The organism is Novosphingobium sp. HR1a, from assembly GCF_015594425.1.
Classification (GTDB): Bacteria; Pseudomonadota; Alphaproteobacteria; order Sphingomonadales; family Sphingomonadaceae; genus Novosphingobium; species Novosphingobium resinovorum_A.
On sequence record NZ_JABXWS010000002.1, the window covers coordinates 1 to 20,561 of the forward strand.

18 protein-coding genes are annotated in these 20,561 nt (G+C 67.2%); 10 read left to right on the forward strand and 8 right to left on the reverse strand.

From position 1 onward, the window contains the following. Both HWN72_RS00215 and HWN72_RS00220 read left to right on the forward strand, forming a co-directional pair. On the forward strand, positions 1–242 hold a 242-nt coding region (locus tag HWN72_RS00215; RefSeq protein WP_211149459.1), incomplete at its 5' end, for a hypothetical protein. Then, positions 239–757 carry a helix-turn-helix domain-containing protein gene (locus HWN72_RS00220; protein WP_211149460.1) on the forward strand — a complete coding sequence of 173 codons (519 nt, stop codon included), beginning with the start codon at positions 239–241 and terminating at the stop codon, positions 755–757. The genes HWN72_RS00215 and HWN72_RS00220, both read left to right, overlap by 4 nt. A 656-nt stretch (positions 758–1,413) precedes the next feature. Here the strand turns inward: HWN72_RS00220 and HWN72_RS00225 are convergent. The 5 genes from HWN72_RS00225 to HWN72_RS00245 all read right to left on the reverse strand — a co-directional run bounded on the left by HWN72_RS00225 (position 1,414) and on the right by HWN72_RS00245 (position 8,003). After that, positions 1,414–3,723 (reverse strand): CDC48 family AAA ATPase, encoded by a 2,310-nt coding sequence (locus HWN72_RS00225; protein WP_008829708.1) that lies wholly within the window; start codon positions 3,721–3,723, stop codon positions 1,414–1,416. Between the two features lie 553 nt (positions 3,724–4,276). Further along, entirely contained in the window at positions 4,277–5,050 is a 774-nt protein-coding gene (locus HWN72_RS00230) for a universal stress protein (RefSeq protein WP_211149461.1), read from the reverse strand. Between the two features lie 173 nt (positions 5,051–5,223). Continuing rightward, on the reverse strand, positions 5,224–5,991 hold the full coding sequence (locus HWN72_RS00235) for a nucleotidyltransferase family protein (protein WP_211149462.1): 768 nt from the start codon (positions 5,989–5,991) through the stop codon (positions 5,224–5,226). After that, on the reverse strand, positions 5,988–6,893 hold the full coding sequence (locus tag HWN72_RS00240) for a hypothetical protein (protein WP_211149463.1): 906 nt from the start codon (positions 6,891–6,893) through the stop codon (positions 5,988–5,990). The genes HWN72_RS00235 and HWN72_RS00240 overlap by 4 nt, the downstream gene beginning before the upstream one ends. A 66-nt stretch (positions 6,894–6,959) precedes the next feature. Next, the gene (locus HWN72_RS00245; protein ID WP_008829712.1) at positions 6,960–8,003 is read right to left on the reverse strand and encodes a diacylglycerol kinase family protein; all 1,044 of its coding nucleotides are present in this window, start codon (positions 8,001–8,003) and stop codon (positions 6,960–6,962) included. A gap of 162 nt (positions 8,004–8,165) precedes the next feature. Between HWN72_RS00245 and HWN72_RS00250 the strand changes: the two genes are divergently transcribed. Then, on the forward strand, positions 8,166–9,299 hold the full coding sequence (locus HWN72_RS00250) for a CDP-alcohol phosphatidyltransferase family protein (RefSeq protein ID WP_211149464.1): 1,134 nt from the start codon (positions 8,166–8,168) through the stop codon (positions 9,297–9,299). Positions 9,300–9,319: 20 nt separating this feature from the next. Then, complete coding sequence (locus HWN72_RS00255; protein ID WP_211149472.1) at positions 9,320–9,751, forward strand: HIT family protein; 432 nt, start codon at positions 9,320–9,322, stop codon at positions 9,749–9,751. A 168-nt stretch (positions 9,752–9,919) separates the two neighbouring features. On the opposite strand, the gene HWN72_RS00260 is transcribed toward HWN72_RS00255, so the two are convergent. Further along, positions 9,920–10,675: a sugar phosphate nucleotidyltransferase gene (locus HWN72_RS00260; protein WP_036528447.1), complete on the reverse strand. Its 756-nt coding sequence runs from the start codon at positions 10,673–10,675 to the stop codon at positions 9,920–9,922. Between the two features lie 149 nt (positions 10,676–10,824). Here HWN72_RS00260 and HWN72_RS00265 point away from each other — a divergent pair, with 149 nt between their 5' ends. Both HWN72_RS00265 and HWN72_RS00270 read left to right on the forward strand, forming a co-directional pair. Then, entirely contained in the window at positions 10,825–12,192 is a 1,368-nt protein-coding gene (locus tag HWN72_RS00265) for a lipopolysaccharide biosynthesis protein (protein WP_211149465.1), read from the forward strand. A gap of 34 nt (positions 12,193–12,226) precedes the next feature. Beyond that, the gene (locus HWN72_RS00270; protein ID WP_211149466.1) at positions 12,227–13,462 is read left to right on the forward strand and encodes a M20 family metallopeptidase; all 1,236 of its coding nucleotides are present in this window, start codon (positions 12,227–12,229) and stop codon (positions 13,460–13,462) included. Positions 13,463–13,596: 134 nt separating this feature from the next. Here the strand turns inward: HWN72_RS00270 and HWN72_RS00275 are convergent, their stop codons facing one another. Next, entirely contained in the window at positions 13,597–13,887 is a 291-nt protein-coding gene (locus tag HWN72_RS00275) for a GNAT family N-acetyltransferase (protein WP_008829718.1), read from the reverse strand. A gap of 61 nt (positions 13,888–13,948) precedes the next feature. Between HWN72_RS00275 and HWN72_RS00280 the strand changes: the two genes are divergently transcribed. Both HWN72_RS00280 and HWN72_RS00285 read left to right on the forward strand, forming a co-directional pair. Further along, positions 13,949–14,944 (forward strand): low specificity L-threonine aldolase, encoded by a 996-nt coding sequence (locus HWN72_RS00280; protein WP_211149467.1) that lies wholly within the window; start codon positions 13,949–13,951, stop codon positions 14,942–14,944. Further along, positions 14,941–15,849 carry a DMT family transporter gene (locus HWN72_RS00285; protein ID WP_211149468.1) on the forward strand — a complete coding sequence of 303 codons (909 nt, stop codon included), beginning with the start codon at positions 14,941–14,943 and terminating at the stop codon, positions 15,847–15,849. The genes HWN72_RS00280 and HWN72_RS00285 overlap by 4 nt, the downstream gene beginning before the upstream one ends. Here HWN72_RS00285 and HWN72_RS00290 read toward each other — a convergent pair. Further along, positions 15,814–16,629 (reverse strand): SDR family NAD(P)-dependent oxidoreductase, encoded by an 816-nt coding sequence (locus HWN72_RS00290; RefSeq protein WP_211149469.1) that lies wholly within the window; start codon positions 16,627–16,629, stop codon positions 15,814–15,816. The genes HWN72_RS00285 and HWN72_RS00290 overlap by 36 nt on opposite strands. A gap of 171 nt (positions 16,630–16,800) precedes the next feature. Here HWN72_RS00290 and pepN point away from each other — a divergent pair, with 171 nt between their 5' ends. Further along, positions 16,801–19,455, forward strand: coding sequence for an aminopeptidase N (gene pepN / locus HWN72_RS00295; protein WP_211149470.1), 2,655 nt, complete (start codon positions 16,801–16,803; stop codon positions 19,453–19,455). Next, a complete protein-coding gene (pgeF, locus tag HWN72_RS00300; protein WP_211149471.1) occupies positions 19,448–20,218 on the forward strand; it encodes a peptidoglycan editing factor PgeF in 771 nt (256 codons plus the stop codon). Before pepN ends, pgeF begins: the two co-directional genes overlap by 8 nt. Positions 20,219–20,561 lie beyond the last annotated feature (343 nt).

The following is a 20,561-nucleotide window of genomic DNA, read 5'->3' on the forward strand; positions in this document are numbered from 1 at the left end:
TACTCATGCTTTCGGCGGCACGCGGTGCGATGCGACAGTTGGATGTCAGCGATATCCTGATTGTGCGGGCATTTAAGCGTTGTCAGCTGAATGGTGAGGCTCTGCAGGGCGATCTCAAGGGAGAATGGCGATGCAGTGTTTATTTGGACGTGAAGGGCTTCCGGGACGTCGGAAGAGCCTCAATTACTTTTAGCGAAGGGAGGATTTTCGTCGAAGATATCCGATGGGATCATACACCATGAGCAAGGAAATTTTTTGCACCCGTGGCCAATTAATTATTGGTCAGCCTCGTTTGTACGAGGACTGTGGGCTAGAGAACATTTGGCTGGTTGACGGATTTTCCGTTACGAACCGACGTGGCGAAGAGCTGATCCATGTGGAAGACATTGAGGGTCTTCACAAAGCGATCGCCCTTCACTTGGTGCGTTTTCGGAAGGCGCTTTCCGGTCGTGAAATTAAATTTATCCGTCGTGCAATCGATATGACGCAGGGCGAGTTGGCACATCGCCTTGGAACGGGCGTACAGACCGTTGCAAGATGGGAAAAAGACAAAGTGAATATTCCCGGGCCGGAAGATCGGCTTCTGAGAATTAATACCCTTCTTGCCATTAGCGAGCCAGCCACATTTGCGCAGCTCATTCTTGAGATGCCGTCGAATCTGGCAGATCTCGACGAGGGGCCGGATCGGCCTGTCAGTTTCACGCATAACCACGCTCACGACCACAAATGGGTCGAAGCAGTGTTGGAGGCAGCTTAATGGGATAAAGGGGCCCAGACTGGTAATCTGGACCCCTTCAGTTTTCCTGCTCAGAACGCGGCCCCTGAGTCGGTGCGCGATCCAAAGCTCGGCTTAGCAGCTTGTGCCTTAGCACAACGAGTTTCTGGACGCAAAGAACATCGGGCCCCATTTTGGAGGCTTTCATGTCGCCACCTCCCCGCGGGAAGCGGTGGGTGTGTCGCCCGTGGAAGACGTTGCCAGATGGAACGCGCGTATATGCCAAGCAGTATGGCAAGCGTGCGTTCTGCTGGCTCGTCGACGATGACGAGTGACTAATCCATCCCGGCCGCAGCTAACGCTGCGGCCGGCCCTTGGAAGGGTGGTGAGCACCTGCGATTTTGGAGGCGGTCCCTATCTGGCGCAACGTCGCCAATTCCCGGGAGCGCGAGGGCGATGGCCCTCGCATTTTCTCTTCTCCCTTGTTCCCTGCCTGAAACGACAAAAGCCCGGCCGCAACGGACCGGGCTTTTGCTTTGGCTGAAGGTTCGTATCGCGAGCGTGGGTTCAAGCCGCTCTGGATTGCTTCGCTACGCTCGCAATGACGAGGGTGGGGGAAACAGCGGCGAGGGTGGAGGCAAGAAACAGCGGCGAGGTGGGGTGGTGACGCGGGAAATCCCGCGCCCCACCCCTTGTCCTCAGTGCTTCCGTTCGCGTGTGCTTTCCACCATGCCCGGGGCGATGAAGCCGATCGGCGTCACTTCCATGGCGCGCTTTTTCAGTTCGCCTTTCATGCGCTGGTATTCGTCTTCCATGGCTTCGGTCACGGTGGCGCGGCTGTCTTCGAGGGCTTCCTCGAAGTCCTGCATCGTCACTTCTTCCACGCTCGCGCCGCGTTTGCGGATGGCGATGAGGCCGGCGCGGCGGACGACGTCCTCCAGGTCCGCGCCGGTGAAGCGTTCGGTGCGGTCGGCGATCTCGCCCAGGCGTACGTCGTCGGCCAGCGGCATCTTGCCGGTGTGGATGCCGAGGATGTGTTCGCGGCCCGGGGCGTCGGGGGTGCCGACGTAGACCAGTTCGTCGAAGCGGCCGGGGCGCAGGAGGGCGGGGTCGACCAGTGCCGGGCGGTTGGTGGCGCCGACGAGGACGACCGACTGCAGTTCCTCCATCCCGTCCATCTCGGCGAGGATGGTGTTGACCACCCGGGCGGTGACTTGCGGTTCGCTGCCGCCACCGCCCATGCCGCGGGCGGGGACGAGGCTGTCGATCTCGTCGATGAAGATCACGCAGGGGGCCACCTGACGCGCGCGGGCGAACAGCTTGGCGATCTGCTGTTCGCTTTCGCCGTACCACTTGCTGAGCAGGTCGGACGACTTGATCGAGATGAAGTTCGCCTCGGCCTCTTTCGCCACCGCCTTGGCCAGCAGGGTCTTGCCGGTGCCGGGCGGGCCGTAGAGGAGGAAGCCCTTGGCCGGGCGGATGCCCAGCTTGTGGAACGCCTCGGGGTTCTTCAGCGGCAGTTCGATGCCTTCCTTGAGCTTGATCTGTGCCTCGTCCAGGCCGCCGATGTCGGCCCAGCCGATGTTCGGCACCTGCACCATGACCTCGCGCATGGCGGAGGGCTGGACGCGCTTGAGGGCGGCGAGGAAGTCCTCGCGGTAGACCTGCAGGTTGTCGAGCACTTCGGCGGGGATGGTGCGCGCCTCGAGGTCGAGCTTGGGCATGATGCGGCGCACCGCCTCGATCGCGGCCTCGCGGGCGAGGGCGGCAAGGTCGGCGCCGACGAAGCCGTGGGTGGTGCGGGCCAGCTCGTTCAGGTCCACGCGCTCGCTCAGCGGCATGCCGCGCGTGTGGATGCCGAGGATCTCGCGGCGGCCCTTCTCGTCGGGCACGCCGATGACGATCTCGCGGTCGAAGCGGCCGGGGCGGCGCAGGGCCTCGTCGATGGCGTCGGGGCGGTTGGTGGCGGCGATCACGACCACGTGGGCGCGGCTGTTGAGGCCGTCCATCAGCGTGAGCAGCTGGGCGACGAGGCGCTTTTCCGCTTCGCCGTGGACCTGGTCGCGCTTGGGGGCGATCGAGTCGATCTCGTCTATGAAGACGATCGCGGGGGCGGACTTGGTCGCCTCCTCGAAGATCTCGCGCAGGTGCTTCTCGCTCTCGCCATAGCCGGAGCCCATGATCTCGGGGCCGTTGATCGAGAAGAAGCTGGCCTCGCTCTCGTTGGCGACGGCCTGCGCCAGGCGCGTCTTGCCGGTCCCCGGCGGGCCGTGGAGCAGGACGCCCTTGGGCGGGGCGACGCCGAGGCGAGTGAACAGTTCGGGGTAGCGCAGCGGCAGTTCGACCATCTCGCGCAGCTGGCGGATGGTGTCGCTCATGCCGCCGACATCGTCGTAGTTGACGTCGCCGCGCGCGTCGTGGGCTTCCTCGAAGACCTCGCGCAGTTCGACTTCGGTGTTCTCGTCGATGTGGACGATGCCGCGCGGGGTTGTGGAGACGACGTTGAGGCGGATCTGTGTCAGCGCATAGGCGGGCGCGTTGAACATGCGGCGCAGCTGGGGCGGGATGTCCGCGACCTGCTGCTGGCCGGTGGTGGCGACGAGGTCTCCCTGCACCATGGGGCGCTGGAAGAAGTTGCGCTTGAGCGCGGCGGACGGACCCTGCAGGCGCATGTCCTTCTGCGCGGGCGCGAAGACGACGCGCTGGGCGGGGCGCGATTCGGCCTTGCGGATGGTGACGTGGTCGCCGGAGCCGACTTCGGCATTGCCGCGCTGGAGGCCGTCGAGGCGGATGACGCTGAGGCCCTCGTCCTCGTCGTAGGCGAGTACGGCGCGGGCCACGGTCACGGCCTTGCCGGTGATTTCGAGCACGTCGCCTTCCATGGCGCCGATCTCGCCCAATGCGGCGCGAGACAGGCGGGCGATGCCCTGGCCGCTCTCTTCCTGACGAGCGGCGGCGACCTGCAGCTTTATGGTGCGGTCTTCGGTCTTGGTTTCGGTATCCGCCATGTGCGGGGTGTTCCTTCCTCGATCCCGATCCCGGTCATCTGCTGATCGACCGGTCGGTGGAGGATAGCTGGGTATCGCCACCGGGGAATGCAATTCGAACCCGTACGATGCGCGCGTGTTCCCTTTCCGAGTGGCGGAATTCGCGCATTACCCGGACAAGAAAAAAGGCCCGGTCGTTTCCGACCAGGCCGTAGAAGTTTTGGGAGAGGATGCCTGAAAGGCACTATCTGTATGCCGCCGAATCGGCTTTTGTGCAAGTGCGAAAAGGATAGGTCGTGTTGCGAAAATGTGAACCAAGGTTGCGTAATGCTGCACGAGAGGCGCTTTTCTGAACGAAATGTCAGGGTTTCCGCCATGTATGATAATGAACCGACCTTCAGATTCATCTTTACGCTTACGTGAGCGCGCAACGCTGGGGCGATGGGCTGCAATCCTTTGCCTGCTGCAACGCGTCAAGTGCTTGCCAAGGTCAGCATGTCACTCGGAATCGCCATAAAATTGCGGCGCCGCACCCTTTCGGGGCGGCGCCGTACGGTATTATGTCGGGCGCTGATCAGTGCGCGAGGAGCAGGGCGGGCGCGGTTTCCTCCTTGAGGAAGAACTCGGTCACGCCGCCGAACAGGAACTCGCGCACGCGATTCTTGCCGTAGGCGCCCATGACGAGGAGGTCCGCCCCTTGCGCAGCGGCGGCCAGCGTCTCCTGAGTCGAGTGGACGCGCTCATGCTCCTCCAGTTCGGCGTTGACGCCGTGGCGCGAGAGGTAGCGCAGGGCATCGGTGGCGGGGAAGCCGCCTTCCTTCTCGACCACGCAGATCAGCTTCACGCTGGAGCATTGCGCCAGCAGCGGCGCGGCGGCGCGCAGGGCAGCGGCGGCCTGCTCCCCGCCGTCCCAGCCGATGCAGGCAGTCCCGACCGGCACCTTGAGCGGGGTTTCCGCCAGCGCGAGCACCGGCGCGCGGGCGCGCAGGGCAAGGTCTCCGGCAAGCCCACCCGAGCGCGAGACGACGATGAGGTCGGCAAGGCGGGCGGCATAGGCGAAGGCGGTGACGGGGTCGTCCTCGCAGCGGATCACCTCGAAAGGCACGCCCGCGTCCGCGAGGCGGGTCTCGGCGGCGGCGGCGACTTCGTCGTCGGCCTCCAGCGCCTTGTCGAGCGCTTCGGAGATCACGTAGCTGCCGCCCATCGGGTCCATCGCGATGTAGCGCGAGACGGGGGTGTCGACGAGCACGGTAACGTGGCCGTTCTCGCGTCGGGCGATGTCCACGGCGGTCTGGAGGCGGGCATCGCTGCCCGGCTTGCGGTCGGCGTTGACGAGTATCGAGCGCATGGTCGTTCTCCCTCTTAGGCATCCTCAGGCTAACCCGTGGCGGTGGGATTTCCATGACCGGGATCAAACATGGGGCGTAAGGGAAACGAATGGCCGCGCATCGAGTTGCGGGTCGGCGCTTCGGGCAATGGTTTGAAACGCTGTGCGCGCCTTTCAGCGCTGCGCCCGCCCCGTCAGTGCTTTAAATTGCTGCTTGCCCGCGCAGACAGGATCGCCCGCGCATCCGCGAGGTCCGAAGGTTTGTCCACGTCTACCGCCGCGAGCCCGTCGCGTGCGGCGACGAGGCTGGCGGTGACGCCGATCCTGCGGCCCAGCCGTCCGATCGCGTCGCTCAAGGTCAGGCGGCCGAGCGCATAGCCGATGAGCATGCCGATCCCCAGCCGCGCGGCGATGCGCCAGGGGCGCTTGCGGTCTGCCTCGACCATCTTCCAGGTGTCGATCGCAAGGCCCGCGCGAGGGCTCGCCAGCAGGAACAGGTTGCAGCCCGACCAGTGGCCGTCGGCGAAGCGCAGATATGTCCGGCGGCTGCCGGGCATCGCCGCCTCGATCGCCTCGCGCCGGGCGAGGAGGATGGCGACGTCGCTGCCTTCCGGCGTGTCGGCGAGGAAATCCCGGACCCACTCGGGCTTCAGCAGCGCATGGTCGCTGGTGGTGATCAGCAATGGCGCGCCGAGTGTCTCCAGCCCGATGGCAACGCTGGCGCTGGGACCGGTGCCTGTGGCGAGCACCTCGCAGCCGAGTTCCGCGGCGAGATCGCGCACGTGCGGATCGCTGGCGGAGACGGCGATCCGTGCGATCCCGGCCTCGCGCAGTGCGACGACGACGTGGGCGAGCATTGGCTTGCCCGCTATCTCGACCAGCGACTTGTGCGCGACGCCTTCGGCCTCGGCGACGGGGTCGGGCGCGCCGGGGCGCGATCCGGCGAGGATCAGGGCGTTCATGCGGTCTTCTCCCGCTTGCCGCGCCAGACCTGCCAGAGCACGCCGGGGGCGGCGAGGATCGGATGTCGCTCGCGCCAAGGGGTGATCTTTACGGGGACGCCGGTGTGGCGCTCGATCTTCCAGGCGGCGTAGCGGGCCGCGCCTTCGAAGGTGGTCGATGCCTTGAGGAGCCGCAAAACATTGTAGGGCTTGCCCAGCCGCCGGCGCCGCGCCCACCACGACAGGATGCGCGCCCGTTCGTTGGCGGGGAGGGTGGGGCGCAGGCGGCCGCCCTCCTGCGTGACGGCGATCCCGGCGGCGCCGAGCGCCAGCGGCAGCAGTCCGTCGAAATGGGCACGGTTGGCGGCGAGGATCGAGTCTTCCCGGCCCGCCTTCTCGACGCGGAATTCGGCGGCGTAAGTCGCGCGGAACAAGGCGCGCCAGTAGTCCTCGGGCGTTCCCGCGTCAGGCCCCAGCGCTACGGCGAGGCGCGCCGCCGTGCGGGCGGCGCCTGCGACGGCTTGCGCGATCGCGGCGCCGACGGCCGCGTCGCGCTGCCAGGCGAGAGCGCTCGGCTGAACGAAGCGTGCCCAGATGGTGGTATCGATGCGCTCTCCGGCTGCGGCGGCGCGGAAGGTCTCCAGCGCCATCGTCGCGACCTTGGCGCGCAACGGAACACCGTCGTGCGTCCATTCGTGATAGCTCACGCGCGGCCAGATCCGCTCGACCTGAGCGCCTGGCAGCAGGACGTAGAAGTCCAGCACGCCCTCCAGCGATCCGGTGCGCAGGTTCGATCCGTAGAACAGCACGCCCAGCGCATCCGCCGCCTGGGCCAGTTTCCCGGCGAAGGCGCGCACTTCGGGCACGACCTCGCGCGTCAGGGCGGAGGCGATGCGGTCATCGAGAGGGGAATGCGCGATCATTGCCGCGTCAATCGGACAGGCCAGCCGCAATTACAAGGCGCCAGTTGGAAACCCGGCGGTCCGGCGTCAGGGGACGACGAAATTGATCTGCGGCCCTTCCTCGAGCACGTAGCGACCGGCCGGGAAAGCCTCTCCGTCGAGGATGAAGGTGCCGCCGATGTCCATGTCGACCTCGCTGGCGCTCACGCGGTGAGCACCCTTGCGGGCGAACAGCTTGAGGTTGAAGCCGAACATCATCGCGGGCAGCAGCGCCACCAGCCAGCGGATCGGCCAGTCCATCACCGCCAGCTTGAGTCCCGGCGCCGGATTGCGCCCGAAGGGCTTTGCGCCGAGCGGAAACCGCTCGAAGGTGGTGGCGATGGTCAGGTAGCGCTCGTCCGCACTGCCCTTGCCCATGTAAGGCAGGTGCTGGCCGGTGCGGCGATCGACGATACGGGTCGGCGTACAGGCGCGCCAGGCGTTGCCGGCCCCGCCGAACAAGGTCTGCAGCACGCCCCAGAGAATGGTGAGGCCGACCGCGAAGCTGTTGAACAGGCCGCGGCGGTGCGCCTCCTGCCCGGCCTCGGTCGCGAGCGAGAAGGCGCCGGTGCCCAGAATGAAGCCCTGCACGCAGCGCGCGGTGCCGTCCGCCGGGGAAATCCGCAGCGGGCTGCGCGAGATGGTCCGGCCGCGATGGGCGGAAGCCAGCGCTTCGGCCAGCGACCACTTGTTGGGCAGACCAAGATCGACCGCCAGCGCGTTCGTCTTGCCCTTGGGCAGTACGATGAATGTGGGCCAATCGTTCCCAAAGATGTCCGCGCCCGCCGAAAGCACGTCACGCACGGTGCCGTCGCCGCCGTCGACCACGAGATAGTCGATGCCGCGCCGGGCGAACTCAGCCAGCGTGTAGTGCAGTTCCTCACGCGTGGAGGGGGTCTGCGTCAGGATGTTGGAGCAATCCGCCATCTCGGGCTTGATGCCCATGTTGCGGTGGCTGCGCGGGTTGCGGACGATGCCGACCAGCGGGACCGCACGGCCGCGGCGAGCCGGGCGAACCGTGCGCGCGCCGTCGCGGCGACCAAGCTCGCCGAAGATCGGCAGCGTCTCGAAGGTGTGAATACTTCCGTGCACGGCGTACCATGTAGTATCGCTAGCTCGGAAAATCACCCAGAAATATGCTCTGACACATTTGGGTTACAGTTTAATGGCGCTTGTTACCGTATCGACACGCTTGTGGCCGAACCAAGGCGCCTGAGATTGTCACCCGGTCCGCGAGGCACTACGTGGCGGTCCATGGTCCACAATACGCAAGTGCTGCCGGTCGTCACGATCGGTGAAAATCCCGTGAAGCTGTGGGGCCTGAGCCCTTCGGTGCGGGTCGGTCGGATCGCCCGCGCCGCCGGGCTCGAGCCCGTCGACGGCGTGCCCGAAGGCCCGGCGATACTTTCCAACGCAGCGTTTGCGTGGGACCCGGCGTGGTTCGGAAACATCACCGGACGGCAGGGCACGGTGCTGACTTTGGGCGGTGTTCCGGCACTTGCCCATGCTGCGGATGCACATCAGGCGGCGCGAGTCGCGGCTGCCATGGCGGCGGGCCTGCCGTTGGTCGACTCGACCGGGTTCGAGGTCGTCGCCTATGAAGACGGCCCGACCATCGAGAACAAGCAGCTTCGCAAGCGCGAGACGCCGTTCCTGATGGCGCTGACCCCCGCGACGCTGCGGCCGATCGAGCGCGCGAGCTACTTCGGCGCCTACAAGGGCGTGACCGACGTGTTGACCAAGTACCTCTGGCCGGAATGGGCGCTGGTGCTGACGCGGATCTGCGCGAAGCTGGGTGTGACGCCGAACATGGTCACGACCGTCGGCGCGGTGTTCTGCGTAATCGCCACCGTGCTCTTTGCTTACGGCCATTACTGGCTTGGCATGGCGCTGGGCCTCGTGTTCATGGTGCTCGACACCGTGGACGGCAAGCTGGCGCGCTGCACGATCACCTCCTCGGCCTGGGGCAACGTGTTCGACCACGGCATGGACCTTGTTCATCCGCCGTTCTGGTGGTGGTTCTGGGCGACGGGCCTCGCGTACTGGGGGATGTCCTACGATACCGCGACGTTCTGGTGGGTCCAGGTGGCCATCCAGGGCGGCTATGTAGTCCAGCGCCTGATCGAAGGGGCGTTCATCCGGTTTGCCGGAATGCACATCCACGTGTGGCGGCCGTTCGACAGCAAGTTCCGCCTGATCACCGCGCGGCGCAATCCGAACATGGTGATCCTGTTCGCGGCGATGGTGTTCTCGCGCCCCGACCTCGGCCTGATCGCGGTAGCCTGGTGGACGGCCCTGTCGTGCCTGATCCACGCGGTGCGGCTGGCGCAGGCATGGATCGTGCGGGCGCGCGGTGGCACGATCACCTCCTGGCTGGCGGAAGGCTGAAGATTATGAACGCGGCGCGTGTGAACACTACAATCCAGAAGTTCGGCTGGCCCGCGACGCTGGTGGCCGAGTTCGACCACTGGGTCGTGCTCGCGCGGCCCGCGCAGCCGACGCTCGGCTCACTGGTGCTGGCGGCGAAGAGCGATGTCACCGCCTTCGGCGACCTTCCGGCCGAGGCGCATGCCGAACTGAAGCGCGCGACTGGCGCCATCGAGGCGGCGCTGGGCAAGGCGGTCGGCTATGCCAAGCTCAACTACCTGATGCTGATGATGGTGGACCCGCACGTCCACTTCCACGTCATCCCCCGCTACGAAGGCGCGCGCGAGTGGCAGGGGCGCGAGTTCGTCGACTGCGGCTGGCCCAAGGTGCCGGACCTTGGCCATGCGGTGGCGCTGGAGGGGGCGGATCTCGATGCGCTGGTGGCTTGGCTGAAGGGGCTTTTCGAGGGCTGATGCCCACTCCGTCCTGCAGACCTGCAGTTGAGCTAGTAATCATCGTCATTCCCGCGAAGGCGGGAACCCATCTTCTGACATCGCATGTTGCACAGGCATCAGATGGGTCCCTGCCTTCGCGGGGATGACAAAAATTGTATTCTCAGAACCGAATAACGTTCGGACCGCTCACCACGTATCGGTCAGCTTCGTCGCGATCTCGATGTCGTTGAGGAAGTCCACCTCGGCCCAGTCCAGCCCCTCGATCGAAACAGTGCCGACCTTGCCGGTGGGCGCGATCGAATCGATCACCTTCAGATACCAGTGCTGGACGCCCTCGGGCGTGCGCATGGCCTGGCGCACGGTCTCGCGGAACAGGTCCGCGCCTTCGCCCCGGAATGCGAGGAAGCCGATCGATTCGGAATTGGACTGCGCCGCCGTCAGCGTCTTGCCGATGTGGATCAGGCGGCCTTCGGGGCTGCGTTCCACCTTCATGTCGTCGCTGTCGTAGCCGTCCGCCTTGACGTCCACCGTCACGGTGATCGGCCAGGGCTTGCCGTCGGGACCGGCCGCGCCCTGCTGGACCGTGCGCACGATCTCCTCCGACACCAGCGTGTCGCCGTTGAGGATCAGGAAGTCACCGCGCATCGCCTCGCGCGCGATCCAGCACGAGCCGAGGTTGTCGGCCACCTTGAAGAAGGGATTGAATCGCACCGTGATTTCCACGCGCGGGTCACGGATGGAATTGAGGTGCTCCTCCAGCATGTCGGTCATGAAGCCGGTGACCACGTCGATCCGCTTGACCCCGCCGCGCGCCAGCATCTCGATCTGCCACTCGATCAGCGAGCGGCCGGAGAAGTCGATCAGGCACTTGGGACGCTCGGCCGTGAGGGGGAGCAGGCGTGAGCCCTGGCCGGCGCTGAGGAGGATGGCGTGTTCGATCATGTGTCATTCAGTCTGCTTGGGGGAAGGGGGCATCTAGCGACTGCACTGCGAAAGGGAAAGCTCTGGCGGGGCGATCCGAGCCGGCCATACGTACAAGAAGAGCGAGCCCACCCTTGCAACTGACAGCCCCCTCGTCCAAATGCGAGCCAATGTCCGCCAAACGCTACCGCCAGGAGAGTGCATCTCCGCTAGGGCGGATACTCCAGAACACCGCCTGGCTGCTCGGCGGCAAGGGCTTCGGCGCGATTTGCGGCCTGGCGTACCTCGCCATCCAGACGCGCACCCTCGGCCTCAAGGATTTCGGCCACTTCTCGCTGATCTTCGGCACCGCGCAGGCGCTGACCTCGCTCGCAGGCTTCCAGACCTGGCGAGTCGTCGTGCGCTACGGGTCGGAGCATGTCCACGCGAAGGACTGGGAGAAGTTCGGCCGCCTCGGCATGCTGTGCGGGGTGATCGATGCGGTCGGTGCGATTCTCGGCTGCGGGCTGGCGGCGATCCTGATCTTCGGCTTCGCGCATCTGCTCGAACTCAACCCCAGCTTCATCCATATCGCGTTCTGGTACTGCGTCGGCTCGCTCTGGGCGCTGGTTTCAGCCCCGACCGGGATCGTGCGCGCGCTCAACCGGTTCGATATGGCCGTCTATGTCGAGGCGATCGTGCCGAGCGGGCGCCTCGTCGCCGCGCTGATCATCTGGTTCACCGGGCCGACCGTCGGCCGGTTCCTGGCGGCCTGGGCCGCAATCGATATTCTCGAGGCCATCCTCTACTGGACCATGGCCCGCCGCCTCAGCCCGCAGGCGGTGCGGATTTCCTACCTCTTCCAGCTGCGCCGCGCGATCCGGGAGAACCCGGGCGTCACCCAGTTCTTCTTCGTCACCTACATGGGCTCGGCCATCGATGCGGCCATGAAGAACGGCCCGCTGCTGGTCGTCGGCGGCTGGGTCGGCACCAAGGCGGCGGGCCTCTACCGCCTCGCCTCGCAGCTGTCGCAGGCGCTGAGCAAGCTTTCCACGCTGCTGACTCGCTCGGTCTATGCCGAAGTGGCCCGCGTCCGCGTCGCCTCCAAGGCCGAGGAATTCCGCAAGCTGGCGCTCCAGACCAGCCTGATCGCGGGCGGTGCGGGCCTTGCCGTGGTGGCGGTCGCGTACTTCCTCGGCGAGCAGCTGCTGGCGATGATCGGCGGCGATGCCTTCGAAAGCGGCGCCTCGATCCTCATCCCGCTGGCCGTGGCCGCCAGCTTCGACCTTGCCAGCGTGGCGTTCGAGCCGGTGCTGCACTCGACCGGCAAGGCGCGCCAGTCGCTCGTCGCGCGCCTGATCGCGCTGGCGGCGCTGGGCGTGGGCCTGTGGCAGTTCATCCCCATCGGCCCGAGCGGCGCGGCCTGGGCCGTGGCGCTGGCGGGGGCGACCTCCTACGTCGCCATGGGCGTGATGGCGTGGCATACGCTGCGTCAGGTCGATGCGGGCAAGATCATGGTAGGCCTGCCCGACGACGTCGAGGTCGGGCCGGAGGAGTAACCCCCGGCTCGACAGCGAAGCGTCCGCGCGTATCATGCGCGGCATGACCCTCGTTGCCGAAGCCGCCGCCCTTTCCGACAGCATCGTCGCCTTGCGCCGTGCGATCCACGCCGAGCCCGAAATCGGCCTCCACACCCCGAAGACGCGCGACAAGATCCGCGAGGCGCTGGCGCACCTGCCCCTCGAATGGGCGGAAGGGCCGTCCACCACCGGCCTCGTCGCGACGCTCAGGGGCGGCGCGGGAGAGGGCCGCTCGGTGCTGCTGCGCGGCGACATGGACGCGCTGCCGATGCCCGAGGAAACCGGGCTGGACTTCGCCTCCATCATACCCGGCGTCATGCACGCCTGCGGCCACGACACCCACGTCGCCATGCTTGCCGGGGCCGCGCAGCTGCTCTGCGCGCAGGCCGACCGGCTGGCGGGCGAGGTCCGCTTCATGTTCCAGCCCGGCGAGGAAGGCTACCACGGTGCCCGCTTCATGCTGGAGGACGGCCTGCTCGGCGGCGAGGGCTTCGACCGGCCGCTGCCTGACGCGGCCTTTGCGCTCCACGTCATGCCCAATGCGCCCCACGGCCTGATCGGCGGGCGCGCGGGCGCTCTGCTGGCGGCGGCGGACCAGCTCAGGATCACCGTGACCGGGCGCGGCGGCCATGCCTCGATGCCGCACGATACGATGGACCCGGTGCCGATCGCCTGCGAGATCGTCGGCGCCATCCAGACCATGGTGGCGCGCCGGTTCAGCGTGTTCGATCCCGTCGTCGTCACGATCTCGAAGATCGAAGCGGGCACCGCTCACAACGTCATCCCCGACACCGCGACCATGACCGGCACCATGCGCACGCTTTCCGCCGCCAACCGCGCGCGGCTGAAGGACGAACTGCCGCTGCTCGCCGCCGGGATCGCGGGCGCGCACGGGCTCAAGGCAGAGGTCGAGGTGATCGAGGGCTTCCCGGTGACCCTGTGCGACCCCAGCGCCGTCGATTTTGGCGAGGCCGTCGCCCATGACCTGCTGGGCGAGGCGGCGTTCCTGCGCCTCGCCGACCCGATCATGGGAGCGGAGGACTTCGCCTATCTGCTGGAGAAAGTGCCCGGCGCGATGTTCTTCCTCGGCGTCAGCCACGAAGGCGCGGACTGGCGGCAGTGCTGCGGCATCCATTCGACGCGTATGATGGTCGACGAAAGCGTGATGCCGCGCGGCTCGGCCTTCCTCGCCGGGCTGGCTACGCGGTTTCTGGCGGGCGGGTGGGACGCTACGTCGTCCCCGACTTAATGCGCCCCGCCTCGGGGGCTTCGACAAGCTGTGCCTGACCCTTCGACAAGCTCAGGGTGAGCGGGGGTGGTGCAAACCTCCCAACCCGCTCAGGCTGAGCTTGTCGAAGCCCCCGAGGCGGGGCACCTATATATTTACGCCTTCACGTCCGCCCATTCCGGATGCCGCTTGAACGCCACCGCGACGTAGCTGCATGCCGGCTCGATCTTGAAGTGGTTCTCGCGCGCATCGGCGACCATCGCCTCGACCAGCCGCATCGCGACGCCGCGCCCGCCGATCGCCTCGGGGACCAGTGTGTGATCGGCAGAGCGTACCAGGCCGCGTTCGGTCCATGTCAGGCGGCCGATATGCTCGCTGTCCGCGACGTGGGCGTGGTACTCTCCGGCCGAGCCGAACTCGTGCTTGGTAATGGTGACGCCGACCATGGGGCGGTTCTCCTCGTTGCGCGCTTGACGGGGCGTGCGCGCGCTCACAGGGCATATGGCCATGCAGTTCACGTCCGACAATGCCGCCGCCGTCCATCCCGCCGTCTGGAAGGCGATGATGGCCGCCGATGCGCCCGACGCGCCCTATGACAACGACGCGCTGAGCCAGCGCCTCGACGCCACGTTCTCGGCGCTGTTCGGGCGCGAGTGCGCGGTGCTGTGGGTGGCGAGCGGGACCGCCGCCAACTGCCTTGCCCTCGCCGCCATGGTGCCACCGCACGGCGCCGTCGTCTGCCACCGCGAGGCGCATATCGAGATGGACGAGGCGGGCGCGCCGGGCTTCTTCCTTCACGGCGCCAAGCTGCTGCTGGCGGACGGGGCCAGCGCCAAGGTCACGCCGGAAACCCTCGCCGCCGTGATTGATCCGATCCGCGACGACGTCCATCAGGTCCAGCCCCATGCGATCTCGATCACGCAGGCGAGCGAGTATGGCTGCGTCTACCGTCCCGAGGAAGTCGCCGCGATCGCCTCTTTCGCGCAGGCGCGCGGCCTTGGCCTGCACATGGACGGCGCGCGCTTCGGCAATGCGACGGCGTATCTGGGCTGCTCTCCCGCCGAGGCCGCAGGCGCGGTCGATGCGCTGAGCTTCGGCTTCGTCAAGAACGGCGGCATGGGCGCGGAGGCCATCGTCTTCTTCGACGTCGAGGCCGCGCGCACGATCCGCTACCGCCGCAAGCGCGCCGGGCACCTGCAGTCCAAGGGCCGCTTCATGGCCGCGCAGATCCTCGCGATGCTGGAGGGCGGCTTGTGGCTGGGCAACGCGCGCGCCGCCAATGCCGCCGCCGCCGAAATCGCCGCTGCCGCGCCGGGCCGCCTGCTCCATCCGGTAGAGGCCAACGAGATCTTCCTCACCTGCACCGCCGCCGAGCGTGAGGCGCTGCGTGCGCAAGGCTTCGCCTTCTACGACTGGGGCGCCGATGCCGCGCGGCTGGTGACGTCGTGGGACGCGAAGGACGCGCACGTCTCCGCTCTCGCCAGGGCATTGGCCGGGCTGTGACCGAGGCGCAGGAGCCCGCTTCCCGAGGCAAGGTGATCTTCGCCTTCCTCGTCGTCACGGCGATCTGGGGCTCGACCTGGCTGGTGATCAAGGATCAGGTCGGATCGGTGCCGCCGACATGGTCGATCACGTACCGCTTCGCGCTGGCGGGCGCGGGAATGCTGGCGCTGGCGCTGCTGCGGCGCGACAGCCTGCGCCTTTCGCGGCAGGGGATGGGGCTGGCGCTGCTGGTCGGGCTGAGTCAGTTCGTGTGCAACTTCCAGTTCGTCTACCAGGCCGAGATCCACCTGACCTCGGGGCTGGTCGCTGTCTGCTACGCGCTGCTGATGCTGCCCAATGCGGTGCTGGCGCGGATATTCCTCGGCCAGAAGGTGACGCCGGGCTTCGTCGCGGGCTCGCTGGTGGCGATCGCGGGCATCGCGCTTCTGATGGTCCACGAATACCGCAGCGCCCCGCCCGAGGGCCGCGTCGCGCTCGGCGTGCTGATGACTTGCGCGGGCATCCTCAGCGCCTCCACCGCCAACATCCTGCAGGGCACGAGCGTCGGCCGCGCGCAGCCGATGGTGCCGATGCTGGCATGGGCCATGCTGCTGGGCGCCGCGATCGACGCCTGCTGGAGCCTTGCCACCGTCGGCGCGCCGGTGATGGAGACGCGCTGGGAATACCTCGCCGGGATCGCCTATCTGGCGATTGCCGGCTCGGTGGTGACCTTCCCGCTCTACTTCATGCTGATCCGCGAACTCGGGCCTGGCCGCGCGGCCTACAACGGCGTTGCGGTGCCGGTGGTGGCGATGGGACTCTCGACCCTGTTCGAAGGCTATCGCTGGACCGGCCTTGCCGCCGGCGGCGCGGTGCTGGCGCTGGCGGGGCTAGTGATCGCGCTGGCGGCGCGCAAGCGCGGCTAGGCCCTCGACATAAGTGGGATAGCGCGGCCGCCAGCCGAGCACGCGCTTTGCCCTGCCGTTCGCGACGCGCCGGTTCTCCGCATAGAACGCCCGCGCCATCGGCGAGAGATCGGCCTCATCGAGCCGCTGCAGCGGCGGCAGCGGAGCCCCGGTAAGGCGGCAGGCTTCCTCCACCAGCCGGTTCTGCGCGCAGGGCAGGTCGTCGGCGAGGTTGTAGGCGCCCGGCTCCGCCTCGATCCCGGCCAGCACCCCGGCCGCGATGTCCTCGACATGGACGCGGCTGAAGACCTGATCGGGCATGTCGATCCGATGCGCGCGGCCCAGCGCCAGCCGTTCCAGTATCGAGCGGCCGGGGCCGTAGATCCCCGGAAGGCGATAGACCCGCGCGCCCAGCGCCAGCCATGCCGCATCGGCTTCGGCCCGCGCCGTGCGGCGGCCGGTGCCGACCCCGGAGACTGTGGGCGCGCTCTCGTCCACCCACGCGCCGGCGGTATCGCCGTAGACGCCGGTGGAGGACAAGTACGACAGCGCCTTGCCCCTTAGCGCATTGCCATAGCGCTCGAGCACGAAGTCCAGCGGTTCGCCCCGCCCCTCGCGTCCCGGCGGGACCGAGGAGAGCACGTGATCGGCATCCGCCAGAGCAAGGCGCACACTGCCTTCGTCATCGAAGGCGAGCGTGCCTACGCTGCCGGTCGAGACCACTTCCCACCCGTGCGCCTCGAACAGTGAGGCGATGAAACCGGCCGTATAGCCGAGACCGAAGATGAACAGGCGGCGCATGGTCCATAGCTAGCGAAGGTAGCGCGCGATGCCCACCCCGCTGCGACTAACTCAGCCTGCGGCTTCGCAAGTCTCGCTCCCCTCCCGCTTGCGGGAGGGGTTGGGGGTGGGCGGATCGCCAATGACGAATCCCCCGCTGGCAATCGGCCGCCGAGCCTCTAAGTAACAGGCATGGACATCGCCAGCAGACCCTCCGAGCCCGCCGAGAACACTCAAGTGGCGGATGCCGCGCCGCCGCCCGCCGCGCCTCCGGTGATCCGGCGCGAGGATTACCTGCCGCCCGCATGGCTGGTGCCTGAGGTCGCGCTGGATTTCCGCCTCGGCCTCGACGCCACTAAGGTCGTCGCCAAGCTCTCGGTCGCGCGCAATCCCGCAGGAAGCGGCGCTTCGACGCTGCGCCTCAATGGCGACCAGATCGCCCCGCTGGCGGTCCGGGTGGACGGGCTTGACGTCAACGACTGGCGCCTCGACGGCTCCGACCTGCTCGTCGAACTGAACGGCGAGGCGCATGCAGTCGAGGTCGAAACCGCGCTCAATCCCGCCGCGAACAGCCAGCTCATGGGCCTCTATGCCTCGAACGGGATGCTTTGCACCCAGTGCGAGGCGGAGGGTTTCCGCCGCATCACATTCTTCCCCGACCGGCCCGACGTGCTCTCCACCTACACAATGCGGATGAGCGGCGAGAAGGCGCAGTTCCCCATCCTCCTCGCCAACGGCAACTGCACCGCCAGCGGCGAGGGCGAGGACGGCACGCATTGGGCCGAATGGCACGATCCCTGGCCCAAGCCGAGCTACCTCTTCGCGCTGGTGGCGGGTGACCTCGTCGCCAATCACGCGGAATTCACCACCATGGGCGGCCGCAAGGTCGACCTCAACATCTGGGTCCGCCCGGGTGACGAGGACCGCACCCAGCATGCGATGGATTCCCTCGTCAATTCCATGAAGTGGGACGAGGAAGCGTTCGGGCGCGAGTACGATCTGGACTTGTTCAACATCGTCGCCGTGTCCGATTTCAACATGGGCGCGATGGAGAACAAGGGCCTCAACGTCTTCAACACGCGCTATGTCCTGGCCGACCCCGAGACCGCGACCGACGGAGATTACGATGCCGTCGAAGGCGTGATCGGGCACGAATACTTCCACAACTGGTCGGGCAACCGCGTGACCTGCCGCGACTGGTTCCAGCTGAGCCTCAAGGAAGGCTTCACTGTCCTCCGCGATCAGTTGTTCAGCGCAGACATGGGCAGCGAGGCGGTCAAGCGGATCGAGGACGTGCGCGTCCTGCGCATTGCCCAGTTCCCGGAGGATTCCGGCCCGCTGGCGCATCCGATCCGGCCCGATTCCTTCCAGGAAATCAGCAACTTCTACACCGCGACGATCTACAACAAGGGCGCCGAGGTGATCCGCATGATGCGCACCATGGCGGGCCTCGAACGGTTCCGCCAGGGCACCGACCTCTATTTCGAGCGCCACGACGGCGAGGCCGCGACCTGCGAGGATTTCGTCAAGGCGATCGAGGATGGCGCCAGGCTCGATCTCACGCAGTTCCGCCTGTGGTACTCGCAGGCCGGCACGCCGCAGGTTGCTGCCGAGATGGCACACAACGGCACCCAAACGGTACTCAAGCTCACCCAGACCGTCCCCGCCACCCCCGGACAGCCCGAAAAGCAGGCCATGCCCATCCCCTTGCGCGTCGCCCTGTTCGATCGCGACACCGGCACCCATTCGGGCGAGCAGTTGATCGTCCTCGACAAGGACAGCCAGATCTTCACCTTCGACGGTTTCATGCAGCCGCCGGTGCTGTCGATCAACCGCGGCTTCTCGGCTCCGGTGGCGATCGAGTTCGAACGCGACAGCGCGGACCTCGTGTTCCTCGCCGCGCATGACGACGATCCCTTCGCCCGCTACGAGGCGATGCAGGGCCTCGTCGTCCAGCATCTCGTCGCCGCCGTCTCTGGCAAGCTCGATGATGCCGCGCGCGCCGAGGGGCGCGCGGCGATCGGCGAGGCTTACGGTTCGGTGATCGCCGACCCGGCGCTCGACGACCTGATGCGTGGCGAGCTGATGATCCTGCCCGCCGAGACCTACCTTGCCGAGCAGCTCCCCGTCTCCGACCCCGGCGCGATCCATGCCGAGCGCGAGGCGCTGAAGGCATGGCTGGGCCGCGAACTCGCCGGTCCGCTTAAGGCGCTCCACGACCGCGCCGTCGCCGTGCCCTATTCGCGCGAGGCGGCCGCGCGCGGTGCCCGCAAGATCAAGACGCAGGCGCTGGTGCTGATCGCCTGCGGCGACCCGGCCGAGGGCGCTAGCCGTGCCTTCGCGCAGTACCAGGCGGCCGACAACATGACCGACCGTCAGGGCGCGCTCATGGTCCTCGCCAGCCTCGACGCGCCCGAGCGCGAGACGGCGCTGGCCGACTTCCATGACCGTTACGAAGGCAATGCCCTCGTCATCGACAAGTGGTTCTCGCTCCAGGCGGGCGCGCTGAACCCGAAAGTGCTGGAGCACATCGCGGCGCTGGCGCAGCACGCAGACTTCACCATGACCAACCCCAACCGCGTGCGCGCGCTCTACATGGCGGCGGCGGCGAACCCCAAGGCGTTCCACGACGCCAGCGGCGAGGGCTACCGCATGATCGGCGACCTGATCCGCCGTCTCGATCCGATCAACGCGCAGACGGCGGCGCGCTTCGTGCCCTCGCTCGGCCGCTGGCGCCGGATCGAGCCGGTCCGCGCGGCGATGATGCGCGCCGAACTGGAGCGCATCGCGGCGCTGCCCGAGCTTTCGCGCGACGTGCGCGAGCAGGTGTCGAAGTCCCTTGGCTGAGCCGGTCGAAGTCAACCGCGCCACTCTGCTCGAAGGTGTCTCCCACGGCTTCCTCGGCCGCGGGGGCGGGGTAAGCGAGGGCGAAGTCGCGGGCCTCAACGTCGGGCGCGGTTCGGGCGATGATCTCGACATCGTCGAACGCAACCGCACGCGGGCGGCCGAAGCGGTGCTGCCCGGCGCGCGGCTGGTCACGGTCTATCAGGTCCACTCGGCCGACTGCGCGGTGCTGGGCGGGGAACCATGGTCCGAGGAAGACCGCCCCAAGGCCGACGCCATCGTCACCGACCGGCCCGGCGCGGTGCTGGGTATCCTCACGGCCGACTGCGCGCCGGTGCTCTTCGCCGACCGCGAGGCGGGCGTGATCGGCGCGGCCCATGCCGGCTGGCGCGGGGCGCTGGGCGGCGTCACCGATTCCACCATCGCCGCGATGGAGGCCCTCGGCGCCCGGCGGGAAAGCATCGTCGCGGCGGTGGGGCCGTGCATCGCGCAGGATTCCTACGAGGTGGACGCAGCGTTCCGCGAGCGCTTCCTCGCCGACGACCTGCCCAATGCGCGTTTCTTCCGCGAAGGGCGGCCCGAGCATTTCCAGTTCGACCTCGAAGGCTACGTGCTATGCCGGTTGCGCCTCGCCGGGATCGCGCATCCCGAGGGGCTGCGGCTGGATACTTATGCCGAGCCCGAGCGGTTCTACTCCTTCCGCCGCGCCACCCATCGCGGGGAACTGAGCTACGGGCGGCAGATTGCGCTGATCGGGCTGGGCTGAGGGCGTACCTCCGTCATTGCTTCGCTGCGCTCGCAATGACGAAGAAGAATGATTCACGCGGAGGCGCAGAGGTGTAGCGCTTGCGGCAGCGAGCCTTTCCTTTCATCGGTGCGTTTTCCTCACCATTGGAATGGGGAGCGAGTTCACGGCGTCACCCAACACCTCTGCGCCTCCGCGTGAACCCGTTTTTCTGCTTTTTATCGAGCGGCAGCTTCCGCCGCGTTGGGGACCTTGTGTATCCTCCCTGTTCCGCAGGAATGGGGAGGGGACCGGCCGACGAAGTCGGTGGTGGAGGGGGAGGAAGACACNCTGCGCGCGCGCGCGCGCGTCCGCCGCCGTACCG